Consider the following 20,579-nt stretch of genomic DNA (forward strand, 5'->3'; position numbering starts at 1 on the left):
AGATTTGCTTCATGATCGATATCATGGCGCTGCGCGCCCTTGTGGCCGTGGAGCAGCACGGCTCCGTGGTGGCCGCCTCGGAGGTGATGGGCTACAGCCCCTCGGCAGTGTCGCAGCAAATCAAGAAGCTGGAGAAGCAAGCCGGAGTTGCCGTTTTGGAACGGAACGGCCGCGGCGTCCTGCTCACGGAGAAGGGTGTTGCGTTGGCCGGATATGGCCGTCGCATCATGGGGGAACTGGAGGAATTGCAGGCAACGCTGCTCGCAGATCCAGCCAAGCCCGCAGGCCTTCTGCGGCTCGTCGCCTTCTCGACTGCATGCCGGGGTCTGGTGGGGCCCGTGCTCGGACGTATCGCAGAATCACATCCGGACTTGGAAGTCACCGTGCTTGCCGAAGATCCCCGCGAGGCCGTCCAACGGGTAGCCTCTGGCGAAGCAGAGCTTGCCGTAGTGCACAACTGGAATTCCGTACCCCTGGTGATTCCGGAGAACCTGGTCCACGAGGACCTCTGCGTAGACCAGGCCGATGTCATCGTGAACACCGCGCACGCACTCGCCGGCCGAACCGCCGTCGAGCCTGGAGACCTGCTGAACGAAACCTGGATCAGCACCCCCGCCGGTGCCATCTGCAACGAAGCGCTACTTCTGATTTTCGCTGGGCTTGGCCGTGTGCCTGACATTCGAATCTACGATCCCGACTTTTCCACCCATATCGCCATGGTGGAACAGGGTGTGGCCGTGGCGCTCGTTCCGCGGCTTGGCCGCCCGGCCCTGCCGTCCAACGTCGTCGCTGTTCCAGTGATCAACCCAGTCCAACAACGTTCCGTAGGCATCGTGTACAGGAAGACGATGGCACAGAGCCCGAATATCCGGCTGGCCATTGAGCTGCTGCGGGGCTAGGGACGTGGCACTTTGAAATGCGTCAGGCGAGCGTCCTGCCCGTCCAGTTCCGCCCAAGGCTTCTCGGTTTCCATGACCGTCAGCGCGCTCGTGGGGTAATGGGAAGCAGCATCCATGTAGGCGTCGTGATCTGATTCCCGGGACGCCAGGTGCATGGCCAAGTCCTGCACGCCGGGCATGTGCGAAATCACCATCAGGGTGGTCACCGTCTCCGGAACGTGGTTGAGTACCGCCAACATACGGTTCGCGGAGGCTGAGTACAGGCCATCCTCGAGTTTCGGCGTCGGAGCCTTATCGCCCAGTTCGCTGCACACCCACGTGCACGTTTGCCGGGTTCTGAGCGCCGAAGAGCAGAGAATGAAGTCCGGGACAACGCCGTGCTTGAGCAACCACTTCCCGGCCAGGGGCGCTTCCCGGTGGCCGCGCTCCTCCAAAGGACGGTCATGGTCGGGCACCCCTGTGGGCCAGTCCGCCTTCGCATGGCGCATGATCACCAAGCGCTTGATGTGGTGGTCGCTCATCCTCCAACCCTATAACCGCGAAGGCACAAGCAACGCAGAAGCGCCCGCCCCTTCTGGGGACGGGCGCTATCGCAGTGAAAGCTAGATGGAGTATTCCGGAGCAGCCCAGACAATGACTTCGGGGTGCTCGTAGAACCGGTAACCCTGGCCGCGGACGGTGCGCACAGTGTTTGCCAAACGTCCCAACTTGGAGCGGAGCCGGCGAATGTGAACGTCGATGGTGCGCTCGTTCGGCACCTCTTCGGCGTTGCGCCACAGGCCTTCAAGCAGTTCATCGCGGCCCACGGTGCGGGTCCCGTTTTCGACGAGGTAGTTAAGGAGTTCGAATTCCTTGAAGGTCAGATTCAGCGATTCGCCGTCCAAGTGCACTTCGCGGCGGGCAAGGTCGATCAGCACGCCGGACGGGCGGGCCTCCTGCTGCGGGGCCGGGCGGGATGCCTCCGAGCGCTGCCGGGTGGCCACGGTTGGGTCACCGAACGTGGAACGGACGACGTCGAGTGCGGACCCTGGCGCGCCGGCCGGGGCAACCGCGACGGCTGCGTAGCTTTCGGCTCCCGACACGAGGGACTGCGCGTAGGCCCGAATTTCCTGGGCGAGCTTGGCAATGGACGTCCCCGCTGCAGCGGCAGTCTCCTCGTCAATACCCATGTAGAGGACAAAGCCACGGGCCACGGTGTCGTTGGCAACCGGGCGCAGCCTGTCAGACTGAGCGATCACTGGAGTGGGCGCCGTCATGGGAGCGGGCTCACTTGCCGGGACGGCGCGCAGTTGTCCATACGAGTTGGGGTTGTAGCCCTGCGGAACGTAACCGGGGGCCTGCTGACCGGAGCCCTGCGGGGCGGGAGCGTAGGCCGGGCGGTTACCAAAACCGGGGCGAAGCCCTGCGTTCGATGCAGCCTTGTTGGCGTTACGGACGGAGATGTGGACGTATCCAGATGCAACTGACATGGAGTGCTTACCTCAAAGTGAATAGCCGTCATCGCGGCTTCGAATGCTGGTTTGTCCCCGCACTGATTCTGGGGATGGCGCCCATCGCTGGGCTGGGGGGCGAATGCCTGAAACTTTTTGGGGTGGAAAGTTAGGCTTGCATTCGACAACAGCGGGTCTCGTCGCCAGCGGGTGCGCTGGGCCAGATTGCTGCGGCTGCAGGTGCTGTTGAGTTCTTGTTCACATTGGAAGTGTGCAACGTAACAATGGCAACACGCAAGTAACAAAGCGTGAAAACGTCCACATTTTGAGACTCGGAGGTCTAGTGTGCTCTAAATCACCATTCAGCCAGACCGAAGATGAGCATCCTTACATTCGTCAAGTCGCCCGATTCAAACTCCTTTTTCGAACATAATTCGAATCTCCCGGGCCTGTGCAGACATCCATTTGACTGCTACGGTTCAACACTGAATCTCACGATCTGAAACAGATGCTGCCTAATCAACATGGGCGGCCGGAGCGCATTTTTGCACGAGTGAGGGTCACTTGGGCTACGTTCGCCCGACCAAAGTCCTCGCTACTCCGCTGCTCGAGGTCGCGCCGACCTCCGCCGGCACGACGCCAACCTCACCCCCTAGGAGGTTCCTTGGCCCGACGTCGTGCCTTGCCCGGATGTTGTGGCGGTGGTCAGCCTCAGGGCCGTGGCCGTGTAGGTGTCTCCGTTTTTGGTGGCTGTCACCCGGAGGGTGGAACCTACTTTGACGTCAGCCAGTGTCAGGGTGCTGGTGGTGCCGCCACGTTGCCGCGTGGCCGCACCCACAGTGGTGCTCGAGTTGAGGACGTAGGCCTTGGTATAGCCGTCCGCGCTTTTGACCGTCACGGAGGTGGCAGAGACGTCGGTGACGTCGCCAAGCTGGTCGGCCATGGTCACATAGGTGGATCCGTTGAGGATCACGTACTCCGAATGGATGGACGCCGCGAGCCCGCCTCCCAGGCCCGCGCCGTTGCCCCCGCGCAACCCCGATCCTCCCCCGGCTTGGCCAGGTCCGCCCGGGACTTGGCCTCCTCCTGGCTGACCGTTGAGTCCCGAATTCCCGTTCTGGTTCTGTGCCACGTTTGCCGCGTCCGCCGTTCCCGCTCCCCCGCCGAGGGTGTAGATCCCTGCCGCCGTTCCGGCAGCGACCACCACTGCCACGCCGGCAACCACAAGGATTCGCCGGGGAGTCCACGGCTTTGCGTCCTTACCGAAACCCGGGCGCTGGGAACCGTAGCGTTGGGGGCCCGACGGCGGCGCACCCCACCCTGCGGACGGCGCGTTGGTCTGCTGTGGGACCTGTTGCGTGGTGTCTTGCGGCGCGCTCCCCCCAGCCGACGGCGGCGCACCCCACCCCGCGGACGGGGGGCTGTAAGGGGTGTTGTGGCCCTCTTCCGGGGATGACCACGCCCATCCCGAGCCTGCGTTGGACGACCCACCCGGCGCCGGGTTTGCCGGGCCCGGGTTAACCGGTGGCTGGTTTGCCGGGCCCGGGTTAACCGGTGGCTGGTTCTGCTCGTTCATGGTGCTCTCCATCTAGCGTGTGATCAGGAACTACGCCCAGCATCGGACGTTTGGCTGTGCGGATCCTGTGTGGCACTGAAGGCTTCCCTGTGACCTGTGGATAAGAGTGCTTCGGGGTTCCCACCTCGCTAGTCTTGAGTTCACAGCGTCCTCACAGGGCGGGCAAAGCGCGGGCAAACCCGCAGACTGGAGAGTAGTCCCATGGCCACACCGCACTCCATGACCAATAACCTCCCCCAGTTGTCCCATCCGGACGGTTCCCCCATCCGCGCCTTGGTAGTGGATGACGAGCCCAGTTTGGCCGAACTTATGAGCATGGGGCTTCGGATGGCCGGCTGGTCAGTGGCCGTCGCCGTGGACGGTCCGGACGCTGTGAAAACCGCCAAGGAATTTCGTCCGGATGTACTGGTGTTGGATGTCATGCTTCCCGGATTCGACGGCGTCGAGGCCCTCGGCCGCATCCGTGCCTTTGCCCCTGAGGTGCCGGCGTTGTTCCTGACGGCCAAGGATGCGGTTCAGGACCGCATCGTGGGCCTAGCTGCCGGCGGGGACGATTACGTGACAAAGCCTTTCAGCATGGAAGAAGTTCTCCTTCGACTTCACCGACTGATCCAGCGTTCGGGGGTCGCGGCGATGGACACGGCGGAACTGGTGGTGGGAGACCTGCGGCTGAACGTTGACACCCGCGAGGTCACCCGTGGCGGCGAGGACATTCCCCTCACCGCAACGCAGTTCGACCTGTTGCGTTACCTCATGGAAAATCCCAAAAGGGTGGTCAGCAAAGCCCAAATCCTGGACAGGGTGTGGGACTACGATTTCGGTGGCCAAGCCAACATCGTGGAACTGTACATCTCCTACCTGCGCAAGAAAATCGAAGCAAACCATCCTCCAATGATTCACACCGTGCGTGGCGCGGGGTACGTCATCAAGCCCGCGGACTAAGAATTGACCACACTCTCAGGAGTAGCCAAGACCCCGCACCGTAGCTGGCTCAATCCATCGACCTGGCATTTGCGCACCCGCTTGGTCCTCGTAGCCATGGTCCTTTTGGTCGCCATTTGCGGTGCCGTGGGGCTGGTGAGCTACGCGTCCATGGACTTGGTTTTCAATAAGCAGCTCGACATGCAGCTGGCACAAGCCTCGGGCCGCGCGAACGACTTCGGAAGGGCGCCGTCGAACTTTCCCTCGTCCGGAAGGCCTGACCCGCTGGAAGCGCGTGGCCAAGGCGCAGGAACGCTCAACGCCCGCATCAGCGGAACCACGGTCAGCAGCTCCGGGCTCATCGATGCCGGCGGCAACCGGGTGGCGTTGTCCTCCGCGGATCAGCAAGTACTTTTGTCACTCCCCCGCGGGAACCTGCCCGTGGACCGTTCGCTCTCCAACGGCGACTACCGCCTGGTCGCCGTCGAAACCCCCTACGGAGACGTGATCGTGACAGGCCTGCCGCTGGCTGACAAACAAAGCACAGAGGCTTCGCTGGTATGGACCATGGTCCTTGTGTCGTTGGGTGGCCTTGTCTTGATTGGCCTCGCAGGCACCGTGGTCATTCGACGGACGATGCGTCCGCTCGAGCAACTGGCCGACGTCGCCACCAAAGTATCCCGTCTGCCGCTCGACGCCGGTGAGGTGGCACTGGGCGTACGGGTGCCGCCTTCGGCCGCGCATCCAGGGACGGAAGTGGGCAGCGTCGGCTATGCCCTGAATCAGATGCTGGACAACGTAGCGAACGCCTTGGAAGCCCGACAGCAAAGCGAAACCAAGGTCCGCCAATTCGTCGCGGACGCTTCCCACGAACTGCGCACGCCGCTCACTGCCATCCGTGGCTACACAGAGCTGCTGCGGATGACGGAAACTTTCACCGATGACGGCCGCAAATCGTTGGCCCGCGTCCAAAGCCAGTCGGAGCGCATGACCACGCTGGTAGAGGACCTGCTGCTGCTGGCCCGCTTGGATGAGGGACAACCCCTGCATGTCACCGATGTGGACCTCACGCAGTTGGTCATTGAGACCGTCAATGACGAGAAAGTCATGGCACCGGACCATCACTGGCAACTGCGGCTTCCCGATGAACCGATCTCCGTCCGGGGAGATGCGACGCAACTGCATCAGGTGATGGCCAATTTGCTCTCGAACGCCCGCAAACATACCGATCAGGGCACTACCGTGGTGACCGGTGTATCGCTTTCGGCAGACGGCAGCGCCGTGGTCTCCGTGACGGACAACGGCCCTGGCATACCCGAGGACTTTCAACGCCGCATCTTCTCGAGGTTTGCCCGTGCAGACGCTGCCAGGTCGGGGTCCGAAGGTACCTCGGGGCTGGGTCTGTCCATCGTCGAGTCCATAGTCCGAGCACATGGGGGGAACGTGGAAGTGACATCCCGTCCGGGACGGACGGAGTTCGCCTTGCGTCTTCCGTCAATGAACACCGGACTGACGCAACGAAACGAGCAAGCCGACTCTCCGCAATCGTGATCTCTGTTACCTAAATGTGACTTTGGGCGAAGGGTCCTGTACCGTCGAAAGGGTGGGTCGCTCCAACTGGCCCACTTCCGGGATGCGCCGAGCTCTGCCACTTCCCGGAGTCCGTTCTTCTTTGAGGCAGAGACGGGGGACCCAGAGTCTCCGGGCCAGGCCTAGTGCCGGCCCTTGGGGTGAAGCCGCAGCGTGATGCGCGGCCGGATGACCTCATCCGAACCCGACAGCTAACTCCGCAGGCGCTGAGAGGCAATCAAACCATGTCTGAATTTAACGATCAGGCGCGCCCTTCCGCGCGCCACCGTGACGAACACAGCACACCCCTGACCAAGTCGCAGTCCGTCCTAAAGAACGCTGCCCGCCGGGGTAAAAGCGGCTACCGCATGTCGGTAGTGGCCGGCGTTATCGCCGCAGGGCTGGGTGTTGCATCGCTGGGCCAGGCCGCGAATGCAGCGTTCACTCTTCCTGAAATGAGCAAGGCAGCGGAGACCCAGTCGTCCGCACAGTCTGACAGCAAGGCTAAGGACGCTGTGGCACAAGCTGTAGCAAAGGCCGACGCCGCCAGGCAGGCCGCTGCAGACAAGGCCGCTGCCGACAAGGCCGCTGCAGACAAGGCAGCAGCTGACAAGGCTGCGGCAGATAAGGCAGCAGCGGACAAAGCTGCTGCCGACCAAGCAGCAGCAGCGAAAGCAGCAGCTGACAAGGCCGCTGCGGACCAAGCCGCTGCCGCACAAAAAGCTGCTGCCGATGCTGCCGCCAAGCAGGCGGCTGACGCTGCCGCCGCCAAGACCGCTGCTGCCGCGCAGGCTGCCGCCACCCCCGTGGCTGTAGACGATCCTGCCGGCGCCAAGGCCTATGCAGCAAGCATTCTCTCCAGCTACGGCTGGAGCCAGGGCGAAATGACCGCCTTGGACGCCCTGTGGGAAAGGGAATCAGGATGGCGGACCACCGCGACCAACGCTTCCAGCGGTGCCTACGGCATTGTCCAGTCCCTTCCCGCTTCCAAGATGGCTACTGCCGGCGCTGACTGGCAGACCAACTACCAGACCCAAATCAAGTGGGGGCTGGACTACATCAAGCAACGCTACGGCTCCCCCTCGGCTGCCCTCGCGTTCCACTTGGCCAATAACTGGTACTAAACCACCACGGCTAACCATCGCCGCACTGGCCCTGATTGCCGCACTGTCCCTGCATGTCCACTACAGCATCCGCTGCAGTAGGCACTGGGGACGGTGCGGCAATTCCGGTTTCACAGTCACATCACAGCTTCCGCCTAAAGCACTCATACGAGGCTGCCCCACGCTGGATACATGACGCTCACAGATCCGGCAACAGGCGCACCACCAAGCCCACGTCAATGGGACCCGGCATCCTCCGCTGTACCGCTTGCGCAAGCGCGGCGCTCTCCGGTTGATACCCACACCGCCGTTCCGGTCCTTGACGTGACAATCCCGGTCCACAACGAGGAAAGCGACGTTGAAGCCTGCCTCCGCAGGCTGCACGCGCACCTTGCGGACACGTTCCCCCACAGCTTCCGCATCACCGTGGCCGATAACGCAAGCACGGACAACACCCTCCGGATCGCGGAAAGACTTGGCCGGGAAATCCCGGAAATCGCGGTGATGCGATTCGAGGAAAAAGGCCGTGGAAACGCGCTGCGGCAAGTATGGCTGGCTTCGCCCTCGCCGGTCTTGGCCTACATGGACGTCGACCTCTCCACCGACCTGGCCGCCCTTGCCCCGCTCCTTGCGCCCCTCATTTCGGGTCATTCAGACCTCGCCATCGGCACCCGCCTTGCCCGCAACTCCCGGGTGGTCCGCGGTCCCAAAAGGGAATTCGTCTCCCGCAGCTACAACATGCTGCTGCACACCTTGATGGGGGCCCGCTTCTCCGATGCGCAATGTGGCTTCAAAGCCATCCGCGCAGACGTTGCCCATCGGCTGCTCCCGCACACCTTGGATAACGCGTGGTTCTTCGACACCGAATTGCTGGTAGTAGCCGAGCGTTGCGGCCTCCGGGTCCATGAAGTCCCGGTTGACTGGACGGACGACCCCAACTCGAGTGTCGACGTCGTACGTACCGCTTTAGCCGACCTTCAAGGGATGGCGCGCCTCACGCGTGACCTGGTGACCGGGCGAATCCCGGTCCCCGAACTCCGCGCAGCATTGGCCCGCGGCCCGCTCCCCGCTTCCTCGCGAACTGCCGAGCTGACGCCAAAAAGCAGCCTCTTCGGCCAACTGGTCCGGTTTGGCGCGATCGGCGCCGCTTCCACTGTGGCGTACTTGGCAATTTTCCTCTTTTGCCGAGGTTTCATGGACCCGCAGCTCGCCAACTTCCTGGCGCTCCTGATCACAGCGATCGCCAACACGGCCGCCAACCGGCGCTTCACCTTCGGCATCCAAGGCGGCAACCCTGCCCGGCATCACTTTGAAGGCCTGATTGTCTTTGGCATCGGGCTGGCCCTCACCTCCGGAGCGCTTGCCTTAGTGCACGGAACCACGACGCCGACCGCCTGGGTGGAGGTGGGCACCGTCGTGGCTGCCAACCTCCTCGCGACGGCCGCACGGTTCCTGCTGTTCCGCCTCTGGGTCTTCCGTAAGCCAACCACCGAATCAGTCGCCGAGGAGTCCGCATCATGAGCACCGCCCTGATTTCGCCGCAAGTCCAAGCCACTCCCGCTAAAGCCGGCGGCGACCACACCCGGTGGGAGCGTATCGCCTTTGGCGGTCAGCCCCGTTGGGTCCGGCCGTCCGCCGCAGGCCTGCTCGTAGCGACCGCGTTCCTGTACCTGTGGAACCTCGCCGCCAGCGGTTACGGCAACTCGTTCTACGCCGCAGCCGTACAAGCCGGTACCAAAAGCTGGACTGCGTTGCTTTTCGGTTCGCTCGACGCCGGCAATGCCATTACCGTGGACAAGCCGCCGGCGTCGTTGTGGATCCCGGCACTGGTGGGTCGCGTCTTTGGCTTTTCCCCCGCAAGCATGTTGGTGCCGCAGGCACTCATGGGAGTTGCCGCCGTCGGCTTCCTTTATCTGGCCGTCAAACGCGTGACCGGGCCGGCAGCAGGGCTGATCGCAGGAGCCGCCTTGGCTCTGACACCGGTTGCAGCACTGATGTTCCGGTTCAACAATCCCGACGCCATGCTCACCCTTTGCTTGGTTCTGGCGGCCTACCTGACCACCCGAGCGATCGAAAAGGCCGGCTGGAAGTGGCTCGCGGCCGCGGGCGCCGTCATCGGCCTGGCATTTCTGAGCAAGATGCTGCAGGGCTTCTTGATCGTTCCGGGCCTTGCTCTGGCGTACGTGTGGGCCGCTCCTACCACCCTGCGGAACAGAATCCTCCACTTACTCGGCGCAGCGGGCGGCATCGTGGTGGTCGCAGGGACTTACATCGCAATCTTCCAACTGACTCCAGCTTCCGCTCGGCCGTATATGGCGGGCTCCGAAACCAATAGCTTCCTGGAGCTCACATTTGGCTACAACGGCCTGGGCAGGATCACCGGCTCGGGCGACGGCGGCGCAGGCGGCGGTGCGGCAGGCGGCGGCCCCGGGGGCGGTGGTTTCGGGGCGGGCGCTGGCGGCGGGGGGAACACTGGTTTCGGTGGAGTTGCCGGCATAGGCCGCATGTTCGGCACGAGCTTTGGCGGCGAAGTCTCCTGGCTCCTGCCTGCTGCCCTGATCTTGCTGGCGGCTGGGTTTTGGTTCACCCGCCGCGAGCACAGGACATCACGAAGCAGGGCTGCGCTGTTGATGTGGGGCGGCTGGTTGCTGGTCACTGCAGGGATTTTCAGCTTCATGACGGGCATCATCCATCCGTACTATGCAGTGGCCCTGGCTCCAGCCATCGCCGCACTGATCGGCATAGGGAGCGTTGAACTCTGGCGTGGACGCTCCTTCTGGGCCGCCCGGATAACGCTGTCCGTTGTTGTGTTGGGCAGCGCCCTGTGGTCCGCAGTGCTGCTGGGTCGCGACGCTTCCTGGCTGCCATGGCTGAGGGTTGCCGTGGTGGTGCTGGGCGTACTGGCTGCCGCGGGGCTCCTGCTCCGGGTGGATACGATGCGGCTACGCGGTGGAACCAACCGCTGGGCGCAACGGGCTCCGACCGCCGCCGTCGTCATCATCTCGCTCCTGGCGGGCGGCCTGGGCACTACCGCCTGGACTCTTGCTACCGCCGCAACACCACACACGGGCTCAATCCCGATGTCCGGACCCTCCGGTGCCCAAAACGGCGCCTTCGGTGGCCGCGCCGGATTTGGTGGCATCGCCCGGGATGGTTTGGGCGACGCCGCCGCGTTCCCCGGCGGCCAGGCCGGCCCGGGTGGCGAAGGCACCGCCAACGCGGATCTGGCAACACTCTTGAAGTCCACCAACACCAAATGGTCGGCGATCGTTTCAGGAGCGAGCCAAGCAGCGAGCTTGGAACTGGCATCGGACACCAGCGTGATCGCACTGGGTGGTTGGAATGGCGGCGACCCCTACCCAACATTGGCCGAATTCCAGGACATGGTGAATAAAGGCCAAATCAGTTACTTCATCTCCGGCGGTGGCGCCGGTGGTGGTGGGGGCTTTGGCGGCCGTGGCGGCAACTCCGAGGTAGCGACTTGGGTAGCCGCGAACTACACCGCCCAAACTGTTGGCAACTCCACCGTTTACAAGTTGGTGGGCTAACTGTGACAGCATCCACCGCCCAGGGAACCGACCACTCCACTAATCCAGGCAACCGCGACCGGGACCGCATCCGCGACACGAACGGTACCAGACGCGGCTTCCGCACGTTCCGTCAAGGATCCCGGCGGCAGCGGCTGGAGTTGGCCTCGATGCTGGTGGGCACCGCACTTCTCTACTTATGGGGATTGGGAGCCTCGGGCTGGGCAAATGCCTTCTACTCGGCCGCTGCCCAAGCCGGTGCCCAGAACTGGACGGCCTGGTTCTTTGGCTCATCCGATGCTGCAAACTCCATCACGGTAGACAAGCCACCCGCTGCGCTCTGGGTGACCGGGCTGTCCGTTCGGCTGTTCGGGCTCAACTCGTGGAGCATCCTGGTACCTCAAGCGCTCATGGGGGTCGCCACAGCGTGGATCCTCTATTTGGCAGTCCGAAGGGCCGCTTTGCCAGCCACGGGCAATGATCGTATGGCCCACCGCGCCGGCCTGTTGGCTGCTGCGGTCCTGGCGCTGACTCCGGTAGCCACGCTCATGTTCCGCTTCAACAATCCCGATGCCTTGCTGGTGCTCCTCATGACCGCAGCCGCATACGGCGTACTGAGGGCTATCCAGGAGCAGCGGATGCGCTGGCTCGTGCTGGCAGGTGTCTTCTTGGGAATGGGATTCCTGACGAAACAACTGCAAGTCCTCTTGGTTGTCCCTGGCTTTGCGTTCGCTTACCTCATCGCAGCCCAACCCAAAGTGGGCAAACGTGTGATGCACCTGCTTGCCGCGGCCGGTGCCATGGCGGTATCGGCTGGTTGGTGGCTTGCCGCCGTCGAGCTTGTACCGGCCCAGCTACGGCCCTACATAGGCGGGTCGCAGGACAACTCGATCATGGATTTGACCTTCGGTTACAACGGATTCGGCCGCCTGAACGGCGACGAGACCGGCAGCGTCGGGGGCGGTAACGGTTGGGGCCAACCAGGGCTGTTCCGCATGTTCGGGGCAGAGTTCGGCGGTCAGATCGCTTGGCTGATTCCGTCGGCCCTGATCCTCGGCGGGGCCCTCCTTTGGCTCGGTCGCAGGGCGCCCCGCACGGATGTCGTCCACGCTTCGGTGCTGGTGTGGGGTTCTTGGTTGCTGGTGACGGGATTGGTCTTTAGTTTCATGGCGGGAATCATCCACCCTTATTACGCGGTGGCGCTGGCGCCTGGAATCGCCGGGCTGACCGGTTTGGGTGGTGTCCTCCTCTGGCAGCGCCGATCCCAGGTGTCCACCGCAGCGGTTCTGGCCCTGGCCGTCGTGGCCGCCGGGCTGACGGCAAACTCCGTCTTGGCCAGCGCCCCGACTTTCCTGCCCTGGCTGCGCTGGATCATTCTGCTTGGATCAATCGCCGCCGGGGCGGCCTTGCTCGTCCCGGGCGGCTGGAGTTCGGTGCTGGTGACCCGCACGACGGCGGGGCTCGCCATCGCAGCGTCCCTCACCGGGCCACTGGCCTATTCTGTAGCCACAGCCTCGGTTCCGCATACCGGCGCGATCGTGAGCGCCGGTCCTGCAGTCACTGCTGGATTCGGTCCGGGGTTCGGCGGTAATCGGCCCCCGCGAGGGATCACACGGCCCAACGCAGCGCTTGGCGGGACCGGAGCGGGTCCAGCTGGTGGCCCTGGCGGAGGCATGGGCGGCCTGCTCGACACGGCGGCGCCATCGTCCGACGTGGTGGCTGCCCTCCAAACCGACGCCGGCAGCTATACGTGGGCCGCCGCCGTCGTGGGTTCCAATAATGCGGCCGGCTACCAACTGGCCACGGGACTGCCGGTGATGGCCGTGGGCGGCTTCAACGGCACTGATCCGTCTCCCACGCTCGCCCAATTCCAGCAAGATGTGACGGATGGAAAGATCCACTACTTCATCGCCAGCCAGATGATGCGCGGTGATAGCGGATCCGATACCGCGACACAGATCGCTGCCTGGGTGGCGGCAAACTATGAAGCCCAAACGATCGGCAACACCACGGTGTACAGCCTCCACGGCTGAGGACGGCTGAGGGCTGCTCAGCCTAGCGCGAGGCTGAGCAGGTGGCCGCCGTCGTCGTGGGTTTGGGCGGTGACCGTCACTGCCCGATAGTCCGGGATGCGCCACATCCCTTCTTCGAGCTCGACGCCGGCCCCGCCCACCACCACCGTCCGCATTCCGGCGGCACGCGCGGCAGCGATACCTGCGGGGGCATCCTCGAAAACCACGACGTCGGCCGGCCCCACTCCCAGCAACGCTGCGGCTTTCAGGTACCCTTCGGGGTGCGGTTTACCTCGAGTAACCGCCTCCGACGTAACGGCCGTAGCGGGCATGGCCAGCCCGGCTGCCCTCATGCGGATCTCGGCCAGCACAAGGTCCGCCGACGTGACCAGGGCGACTGCTTCCGGTGGAAGCGCCGAAAGCAGTGCAGCGGCGCCAGGCAGCGCCACAACCCCATCAATTCGACTCCGCTCCATCTCCCCAAGCTCGGCAGTCAACGCGGCGATGTCTGCCCCGGCAGGTGCGTAACGGCGCACGGTATCCCCCGCTTGGACGCCATGGGACGTTCGCAAGATGTCCTCGAAGTCCAAACCGTAGCGGTCAGCGAACTCGGACCAAACCTGCTCCACGATGGCAGTTGAATCAACCAGCGTGCCGTCCATGTCGAAGAGGACGGCACGGACGGTCAGTTGCGGCGACCCGGCAGGTACGGCGTTTGCGGCAGGAAGGCTCATGCTTCCATCCTGCCGCACGTCAAGCCGGCCGTGGTCACGCCCTAGCCATTGGGCCGCTGGGGCAGGTACTGGACGGCCCACTTGTTGCCGTCCGGATCGGCGAAGTAGACAAAATGGCCCCACTCCTGGATGTCGATATCGCTCACGTCCACGCCGTTGGCTTTGAGCTGTTGATGTGCCTCGTTGATGTCGCTGACCACCATTTGTAGCGAGGGCGCGGTCCCCGGCGGGGCATCATTGAGTCCCTCGCCGATGCAGATGGAACATGCCGAGCCCGGCGGGGTGAGCTGCACGAAGCGGATACTGTCCGAGGGACGGGCATCGTAATCAGCGTTGAAACCGACTTTGTTGACGTAGAAGTCCTTGGCACGGTCGACGTCGGACACAGGGACAAACACCAGTTCAAGTTTCCAGTCCATGGGCTCAGGCTAGCTGCGTGGCCCTTGGACGGGTAGAGGAGCGGCGTCGAAACCCGGAAGCTAGCCTGCCACGCCGTAGAGGCGATCGCCGGCGTCGCCCAAGCCCGGAACGATGTACGACTTCTCGTTGAGCTTTTCGTCAATGGAAGCCAGGACAATGTTCACGTTGGCATCTGCCAGCTCTTCTTCCAGCTTGGCCAAGCCCTCCGGAGCGGCCAACAGGCAGATGCAGGTGACGTCCGAGGCACCGCGCTTGAAAAGGAACTTGATGGCCTCGCGCAGCGTGCCGCCGGTGGCAAGCATGGGATCCAGCACGAAGATCTGCCGGCCCGTGAGGTCCTCCGGCAGGCGCTCGGCATAGGTGATGATGTCCAGCGTTTCTTCGTCCCGGGCCATCCCCAGGAAGCCAACCTCAGCGGTGGGGACCAGTTTGGTCATGCCTTCGAGCATGCCCAAACCGGCGCGAAGGATGGGCACCACCAGCGGAGTAGGTTTGGTGAACGCGGTGCCGATGGTCTTGGTGACAGGTGTCTCGATCTCGACCGGCTGAGTCTTGACCTCTCGCGTGGCTTCGTAGGCCAGGAGGGTGACGAGTTCTTCGGTGAGCTGCCGGAAGACCGGTGAAGGGGTGTTCTTATCCCGCAGTACGGTGAGCTTGTGGGCGACCAGCGGGTGGTCCACGACGAATGTGCGCATCCCCCAAAACTATCATTGAGCTATGAGCCCCACCGAGCCGTATCACGCAGACCACCTGGCGTGGATGGGCCTCGCCCTGGACCAAGCCCGCTTGGCGTTGACCACGGAGGACGTGCCCATTGGCGCAGTGGTGTTGGGGCCTGACGGCGTCGTGCTGGGTTCGGGGCGCAACGAACGCGAGGCGCACGGCGACCCGACGGCCCATGCCGAGGTGGTCGCGATCCGGCAAGCAGCTGCGGTGTTGCAGCAGCGCGCGCTCGACGCCGGCGGGCACGGCGACGGCTGGCGGCTTGAAGAGTGCACCCTTGTGGTCACCCTTGAGCCGTGCGCGATGTGCGCCGGGGCCATTATCCTGGCCCGCATCCCGCGCGTGGTGTTTGGGGCATGGGACGAGAAAGCCGGGGCTGTGGGGTCAGTGTTCGACATCCTCCGCGAGCGCCGCCTCAATCACTGGGTGGAAGTTTATGCCGGGGTCCGCGAGGAAGAATGTTCTGCCCTGCTCCGGGAGTTCTTTGCTTCACATCGACTGCTTGGCAGTGGCGTCCAACGCGTCAATCCGCCGCTGGCGTGAAGCCGGCGCGTCCAGGCTGAAGGACCGGAAGTCACCGAGTTGCTGCCCGATCCACTGCTCCACCTCGCCGATCCGTTCCTTCACCGCGGCCGTAGCAGCAGCGAACGTCCAAGCTGCGATCCGTTCGGCACCGGGATCGTATTGCCAGAGCCCAATGATCCGGCCGCGGTCGAAGATGGGATGGTCCGGGAGGTCGGCTTGGAGCGCGAGCGTGGAACCGAGCACGCTCTTGCCCTTGTCCTCATCAGCGAACATGTCCGCCGAGTTCCTCCGTAGGAGCACCAGCGAATCTGTTCCCGCCAGCAGTTGGATCTGTTCTTCTTCGGGCTGTTCGAAAGCGGCCAGCTGTTCTACGTCGTCCGCCAGCATCCATAGCACGTCACCGTTCGCGGTTGGCACTTCCACCGCGCCGACGGCGGTCAGCGCGGCTTTGCTCTGGGCGACAGTGAAGGCCGTGAACCACTGGCTCTGTTTCAGCGTCGCGCCCCCGGTCCAGCCCAGGTAGCACTTCATCAGCAGGCGGCGAGCGTCGTCGTCGTCGAGGTGGCTCGGCGGCAGGCCCCATGAGGTGTAGGCATACCGTTGCTGGTCGAGGCGGCCGTTGACGGGAACGCGGCGGATGCGGCCGTCGGCCTGGAGCAGCCCGAGGGCGGTGGGCAGCGTGGTGGAGGCGCCCTTCTTCTTGCCCTCCTCGCCGAGGTTGCGGACCGAGTCCCCCAGCACATCCCGTAGTTGTTTGGGGTCCATGGGCTCACCGGACTCTTTGAGCGCATGCTCCACTTGGTCCTCAAGGAGGGTGATCTCGCCGCGGTCCACGCCGAGCCTGGCCAAGACTTTGAAAGTGGCGTTTGCGGCGTCCGTGCCAAGCTGCAGGCCCCATGCAAAGTCGTGGTGGGGCAGGACGTAGGTGCATCCGCGGGCGGTGGGGAGTTCGTGGATCTTGAGTGCTTGTACATCCCGGTCCACCTGCTCGCGGCTAGTGCCCGCCCGAGCGTAGAGCGTCAAGTAAGGGTTGGCGCCGCCCACGGATCGGGCCCAGCCGGCTCGCTCCAGGACGTCCTCGGAGCTCTTGCCTTCCAATGAACCGTCCAGGCCTTGTTTGTGCCAGGCCCACGCGCGGAGGCGCTCCGGGGTGAGGGTTTCTGCGGCTGGAATGCTGGTGGTCATGGCCCTATTGTGCACCTTGGGTCAGCTTCTGCAGCTTGCGTCACTTAACGAGCGCCATGACAGCTTTGGCGACGACGGCGGCAGTTGCGTCCCAGCCCTGGAGTTCCTCCCGGGCGGTGCGCGCTGCGTCTCGCCAGTTTTGTTGGAGGGATGCATCCGTTAGCCAAGACCTGATGGCAGTGGCGAGGGCCTGTTCCCCGCTGAGATCGAGAGCAGCACCCGCCCCCGTGGTGCCGAGCGCTTCGACCGCACCGGTCCCTTGACGGACCAGGACCGGAACTCCGTGCGCCAAGGACTCGGTGACCACCATGCCGTAGGCCTCCGACTTCGAGATCAAAAGGCTGAGGTTCGCTCGGTGCCATTGCTCTTCCAACGGTCCGCCGCTCAGCTCGCCGGTGATGGTCACGCGGTCCTGCAGTCCGTAATGCTCGACGGCGGCCGCCACCTCTGCCGCGTAGGCCGGGTCCGCATCCAGTGAGCCGACCAAGGCCGCGGTCCAGGGTAGGTCTTGGAGTTCGCCCAGCGCTTGAACGATGCCCGATTGGCTCTTGTTGGGCAGCAACGCCGCGACGGCGAGGATGTGCGGGGGTTCAGATCCGGCCGAGATATCGGCGCTGTCGGCACCCGGTTTGGCCACCACTATGTGAAGCGGGCCGTGCTTGACCCGTAGCTCAGCGGCGGCATGATCGCTGGGGCAAATGATGCCAGTGGCGGCGGCAAGCGCCTTCGCTTCGAGTTCGGGGTGGTCTGCCAACGCCATGTGCGAGAGGATCCACACGTTGGTTCCGGCTTTAACTGCGCGGGCGATCTCCTCCGGCGCGCCGCTGGCCGCCAAGCCATCGGCAATGACTGTGGCTCCGCCGTCGTCGAGCAAGTCTGCCAACCGACGCCGATCCGCGACGCTGCCCACCGGCCAATCGCCGTCGGCCGTCACGGTTTGCACGTCCGCCCCCAAGACGGCGAGGTGCTCGGCGAGCTTGGCGTTGTACTTGTTCCCGCCGGAGCCGTGCCGCACGTTTCCCGGGACGATCAGGCGAATGCCCACCTACTGGCCTTGGAGCTCCAGCGAGTAACCCGCCCACGCGTCGGGGTTTTCGCGGAGTACCACGTCGATGCCGGTGAGGGCCGGGCCGTCTGCCGTGTCTTGGATGCGGGCAGCCATGGCGTCTGCGATGTGCTTGGCGAGTGCCTCGGTGGTGGAAAGTTTCCCCTTGAAGGCAGGGTGTTCATCAAGGTTTTTGTAGTTCAGGTCCCCGAGTACTTCCTCAAGGAAGCCGCTCGCAGCGCCGATGTCCAGGACAATTGCGTCGTCGTTGAGATCCCGACGGCGGAAGGTGACTTCGGCGACGAAAGTGGCCCCGTGCAGGCCCTGCGCCGGGCCGAAAGCCTCGCGAGGCAGGCTGTGGGCGATCATGAAATGACGTCGGACGGTCAGGCTAAACATGTACTAATCCTCCGGGTTTGGATACGCAACCACATGGCAAAAGCCGCCGGGCTGTTCGAACAACTTAACGAGTGTGGTGGGCAGGTTCTGGAATTGGCATTCGCTGGTCAGGAACGTGTCGAAGACCGGGTCCTTGAGTTGGCTTGCCGCCAGTTGCAGCCGTTGGGCGTTGGTCCTCCGATGCCTTCTCGGCAGCGCGACCGCACCAACCTGGCTGGAGCGGATGTTCAGCCGGCGGGCGTGGAAGTCTTCGCCGAGGGGCAGCGTGACTTCCTTGTCCGCGAACCAGGAAAGCTCGATCACGTCCGAATCATCGCCGGCAAGCTGCAAGCTCAGTTTGAGGCCCTCGTTGGACGCCGAACAATGGAAAACGATGTCGCAGTCCGCCTTGGCGTCCTCGGTGCTTGCAAACTCAATGCCGAGCTTTTCCGCGAGTTGTGCCTTGCCGGGATCGGCCTCCACCAACTGGAGCCGTTCGAGTGGATACTTCCGCAGGAGCGTCGCCAAGACGCCGCCCACCAAGCCACCTCCGACGACGGCGACTCGGTCTCCCAGCTTCGGCCCGGCTTCCCAGAGGGCATTGATGGCAACTTCCACGATGCCGGTCAGGACGGCACGGCGGGCAGGAACGTCCTCGGGAACCGCGGTGAGCTGGTTGGCGGGGATGACGTAGAAATCCTGGTGCGGGTGGAGGCTGAAAACTGTCTTGCCGATCCACTCCTGCGGGCCTTGCTCCACTACGCCGACATTCAGGTAGCCGTATTTCACCGGGCCCGGGAAGTCGCCCTCCTGGTGCGGAGCTTGCATCCGTTCTGCCACGCGCTCCGGGACGCGTCCTTCGTGGACCACCCGCTCCGTGCCGCGGCTAACGCCCGAATACAGGGTCCTGATAAGAGCCTCTCCCGGGCCGGGAATGGGCATGGACTCACCGCGCAGCTCGCCGGCCCCGGACTCTGTCACCCAGTAGGCCTGGGCTTCGCCGGGCAGGCGGATGTGGTGCTTGCCTTGGGGGGCTGGGGGCTGTTCGTCGTGCTGCTGGGAGATCGTCATGATACTTATGAATCTATCGCTGGGGCGCTTCAGACGGAAGTTGACGCTGTTGGACCGACGAGGGCGTTTTGGGGAACACGACCTAACTCCGGTACCCTATTTCAGTTGGTGACGTGTCCGAGCGGCCGAAGGTGCAACACTCGAAATGTTGTTTGGTGTAAAAGCCAACGTGGGTTCAAATCCCACCGTCACCGCCAATTGAAAGGCCCCTGCTTCCCTTTGATTACAAGGGAAGTGGGGCCTTTTGCTTTGCCCGAATCCGGCTGGTGGGCAGATTTTGGGCACAATTCGCGAGAGACGGCATGATCTAGAGCCCATCGACGCGATAAGACGACGGACGGGTGCCCCTGCCAGTTAGACGTAATCGAACACGCCGCCCGCTCATGGCGGGTTTTTCTTGTACCCAAAATCAGACAGAGTACCGTTCAGCGGCGGTGCAGCTACTTCCAGTAGCTCGGTGCGGTCCTTGCCCTAAGCACAAAGTTCACATCATCGGAAGGCTCGGTGGCACGGAGGCACGGAGTCTCGCGGGACGGGAGGATCGGGTCATCAAGGATCTTCACCGCATAGCAGGGAAGGTCAGCCTCTTTGGCGTTGAAGGTCCCCCAAACCGCCGAGTTGCACGCCTCAGCTTTGAGCCCTTACAAGTACCACCCCTACCGGAGGCTAAACCCGGACTTCAACAACGTTGCCAGAAGGATCAACTGAAACGTGTTGACCCGCGTCCCCTTGGGTAAGCGCACATACTGCCTGAAAAGTCAGCCGAGGACCCTCAGCCGGGCAGGTTGCTTCGCCAACTATGGGGCGTCATCAGGAAAAAAATCCCCCTTGCAAGGCGAGCAAGTGAGGCGCCACGAGCATTTTCGTGCTTGGCCTGGATCCCTAATAAGGGTCAGGTCATTCTCATTGCAAAAAATTCCGTGAACCGAACATAGCAGCGCCCGACCCTTACCTGCTTTTTCAATTCTTGTACTCAAGTCGGCAGTTTACCTAAGAGCGACCGTGCTTCTTCTCTTCGAAAAGCTACCTCTGCATGGGCGGGTAGTGCGGCGGATACGGCGCCGGATTGGGCACGTGCTGCTGCGGCGCAGGAACGTACACGCCATCCATCTTTACCGGGACGTAGAGGGCATCAATCTTGAACAACGCCCGGTGCGCTGCCACGGCAAAACATAAAAAACCAGCCAGCCCAGCACCACCACCAAGCAGCATCGCAAACACCGAACCAGCAGCCGGGCCACTACTGAAATAAGAATTCGCTGACGAGATACCAGTCATCACGCCAAACCAACTAACAACTGTGCCGGCAATAAAAAGCCAAACACCTGTCACGAACAAACCAGCAGAACGTTTGAACTGCACATTTCCCCCTCATCGAGACCACCCAAGTACGCACAGATTACAGCCGATACCGGCGACCCTTAGATTCCCTCCACTTCGTTACTGAAAGGCAAAGGCTCA

General features: G+C 63.4%; 19 protein-coding genes, 1 tRNA gene and 1 riboswitch. Of the genes, 9 read left to right on the forward strand and 11 right to left on the reverse strand.

Annotation, left to right across the window (positions count from 1 at the left end; genetic code table 11):
• Positions 1–11: 11 nt before the first annotated feature.
• Positions 12–899: a LysR family transcriptional regulator gene (locus QRN42_RS10315; RefSeq protein ID WP_284979095.1), complete on the forward strand. Its 888-nt coding sequence runs from the start codon at positions 12–14 to the stop codon at positions 897–899.
• Here QRN42_RS10315 and QRN42_RS10320 read toward each other — a convergent pair.
• From QRN42_RS10320 to QRN42_RS10330, 3 genes are all read right to left on the reverse strand, one after another.
• Positions 896–1,420: a SixA phosphatase family protein gene (locus QRN42_RS10320; protein ID WP_284975645.1), complete on the reverse strand. Its 525-nt coding sequence runs from the start codon at positions 1,418–1,420 to the stop codon at positions 896–898. The genes QRN42_RS10315 and QRN42_RS10320 overlap by 4 nt on opposite strands.
• Before the next feature lie 81 nt (positions 1,421–1,501).
• Positions 1,502–2,368 (reverse strand): winged helix-turn-helix domain-containing protein, encoded by an 867-nt coding sequence (locus tag QRN42_RS10325; protein ID WP_284979096.1) that lies wholly within the window; start codon positions 2,366–2,368, stop codon positions 1,502–1,504.
• A 613-nt stretch (positions 2,369–2,981) separates the two neighbouring features.
• Complete coding sequence (locus tag QRN42_RS10330) at positions 2,982–3,905, reverse strand: hypothetical protein (protein WP_284979097.1); 924 nt, start codon at positions 3,903–3,905, stop codon at positions 2,982–2,984.
• A gap of 201 nt (positions 3,906–4,106) precedes the next feature.
• Here QRN42_RS10330 and QRN42_RS10335 point away from each other — a divergent pair, with 201 nt between their 5' ends.
• From QRN42_RS10335 to QRN42_RS10360, 6 genes are all read left to right on the forward strand, one after another.
• Entirely contained in the window at positions 4,107–4,847 is a 741-nt protein-coding gene (locus QRN42_RS10335) for a response regulator transcription factor (protein ID WP_284975648.1), read from the forward strand.
• A 3-nt stretch (positions 4,848–4,850) separates the two neighbouring features.
• Positions 4,851–6,377 carry a sensor histidine kinase gene (locus QRN42_RS10340; protein ID WP_284979098.1) on the forward strand — a complete coding sequence of 509 codons (1,527 nt, stop codon included), beginning with the start codon at positions 4,851–4,853 and terminating at the stop codon, positions 6,375–6,377.
• A 99-nt stretch (positions 6,378–6,476) separates the two neighbouring features.
• A riboswitch (cyclic di-AMP (ydaO/yuaA leader) is annotated at positions 6,477–6,634 on the forward strand.
• Between the two features lie 6 nt (positions 6,635–6,640).
• Entirely contained in the window at positions 6,641–7,519 is an 879-nt protein-coding gene (locus QRN42_RS10345) for an aggregation-promoting factor C-terminal-like domain-containing protein (RefSeq protein WP_284979099.1), read from the forward strand.
• A 171-nt stretch (positions 7,520–7,690) separates the two neighbouring features.
• On the forward strand, positions 7,691–9,019 hold the full coding sequence (locus tag QRN42_RS10350; RefSeq protein WP_284979100.1) for a glycosyltransferase: 1,329 nt from the start codon (positions 7,691–7,693) through the stop codon (positions 9,017–9,019).
• Entirely contained in the window at positions 9,016–11,046 is a 2,031-nt protein-coding gene (locus QRN42_RS10355; protein ID WP_284979101.1) for a glycosyltransferase family 39 protein, read from the forward strand. Before QRN42_RS10350 ends, QRN42_RS10355 begins: the two co-directional genes overlap by 4 nt.
• Positions 11,047–11,048: 2 nt before the next feature.
• On the forward strand, positions 11,049–13,058 hold the full coding sequence (locus QRN42_RS10360) for an ArnT family glycosyltransferase (protein WP_284979102.1): 2,010 nt from the start codon (positions 11,049–11,051) through the stop codon (positions 13,056–13,058).
• Positions 13,059–13,075: 17 nt separating this feature from the next.
• Here QRN42_RS10360 and QRN42_RS10365 read toward each other — a convergent pair whose 3' ends face one another.
• From QRN42_RS10365 to upp, 3 genes are read right to left on the reverse strand one after another with little or no spacing between them, the layout of a single operon-like run.
• A complete protein-coding gene (locus QRN42_RS10365) occupies positions 13,076–13,771 on the reverse strand; it encodes an HAD-IA family hydrolase (RefSeq protein WP_284979103.1) in 696 nt (231 codons plus the stop codon).
• A gap of 41 nt (positions 13,772–13,812) precedes the next feature.
• Complete coding sequence (locus QRN42_RS10370) at positions 13,813–14,190, reverse strand: glyoxalase superfamily protein (RefSeq protein ID WP_284979104.1); 378 nt, start codon at positions 14,188–14,190, stop codon at positions 13,813–13,815.
• Positions 14,191–14,250: 60 nt separating this feature from the next.
• On the reverse strand, positions 14,251–14,886 hold the full coding sequence (upp, locus tag QRN42_RS10375; protein ID WP_284975656.1) for a uracil phosphoribosyltransferase: 636 nt from the start codon (positions 14,884–14,886) through the stop codon (positions 14,251–14,253).
• Positions 14,887–14,908: 22 nt separating this feature from the next.
• Between upp and QRN42_RS10380 the strand changes: the two genes are divergently transcribed.
• Positions 14,909–15,457 carry a nucleoside deaminase gene (locus QRN42_RS10380; RefSeq protein WP_284979105.1) on the forward strand — a complete coding sequence of 183 codons (549 nt, stop codon included), beginning with the start codon at positions 14,909–14,911 and terminating at the stop codon, positions 15,455–15,457.
• On the opposite strand, the gene QRN42_RS10385 is transcribed toward QRN42_RS10380, so the two are convergent.
• From QRN42_RS10385 to QRN42_RS10400, 4 genes are read right to left on the reverse strand one after another with little or no spacing between them, the layout of a single operon-like run.
• Entirely contained in the window at positions 15,404–16,624 is a 1,221-nt protein-coding gene (locus tag QRN42_RS10385; protein WP_284979106.1) for a DNA glycosylase AlkZ-like family protein, read from the reverse strand. The two genes, QRN42_RS10380 and QRN42_RS10385, sit on opposite strands and share 54 nt — an antisense overlap.
• A 40-nt stretch (positions 16,625–16,664) precedes the next feature.
• Complete coding sequence (locus tag QRN42_RS10390; RefSeq protein ID WP_284979107.1) at positions 16,665–17,669, reverse strand: glycosyltransferase family 4 protein; 1,005 nt, start codon at positions 17,667–17,669, stop codon at positions 16,665–16,667.
• Positions 17,670–18,068, reverse strand: a complete 399-nt coding sequence (locus tag QRN42_RS10395; RefSeq protein ID WP_284979108.1) for a 6-pyruvoyl trahydropterin synthase family protein — start codon at positions 18,066–18,068, stop codon at positions 17,670–17,672.
• A 3-nt stretch (positions 18,069–18,071) separates the two neighbouring features.
• Positions 18,072–19,118, reverse strand: a complete 1,047-nt coding sequence (locus QRN42_RS10400; RefSeq protein WP_284979110.1) for a zinc-dependent alcohol dehydrogenase — start codon at positions 19,116–19,118, stop codon at positions 18,072–18,074.
• 107 nt (positions 19,119–19,225) lie between these two features.
• On the opposite strand from QRN42_RS10400, the gene QRN42_RS10405 reads away from it, so the two are divergent.
• A tRNA-Ser gene (locus QRN42_RS10405) sits at positions 19,226–19,315 on the forward strand.
• A gap of 826 nt (positions 19,316–20,141) precedes the next feature.
• Here the strand turns inward: QRN42_RS10405 and QRN42_RS10410 are convergent.
• On the reverse strand, positions 20,142–20,480 hold the full coding sequence (locus QRN42_RS10410) for a hypothetical protein (protein WP_284979111.1): 339 nt from the start codon (positions 20,478–20,480) through the stop codon (positions 20,142–20,144).
• Positions 20,481–20,579: the final 99 nt, after the last annotated feature.

It is taken from the genome of Arthrobacter sp. fls2-241-R2A-200 (genome assembly GCF_030209745.1).
In the GTDB taxonomy this organism is placed as follows: domain Bacteria; phylum Actinomycetota; class Actinomycetes; order Actinomycetales; family Micrococcaceae; genus Arthrobacter.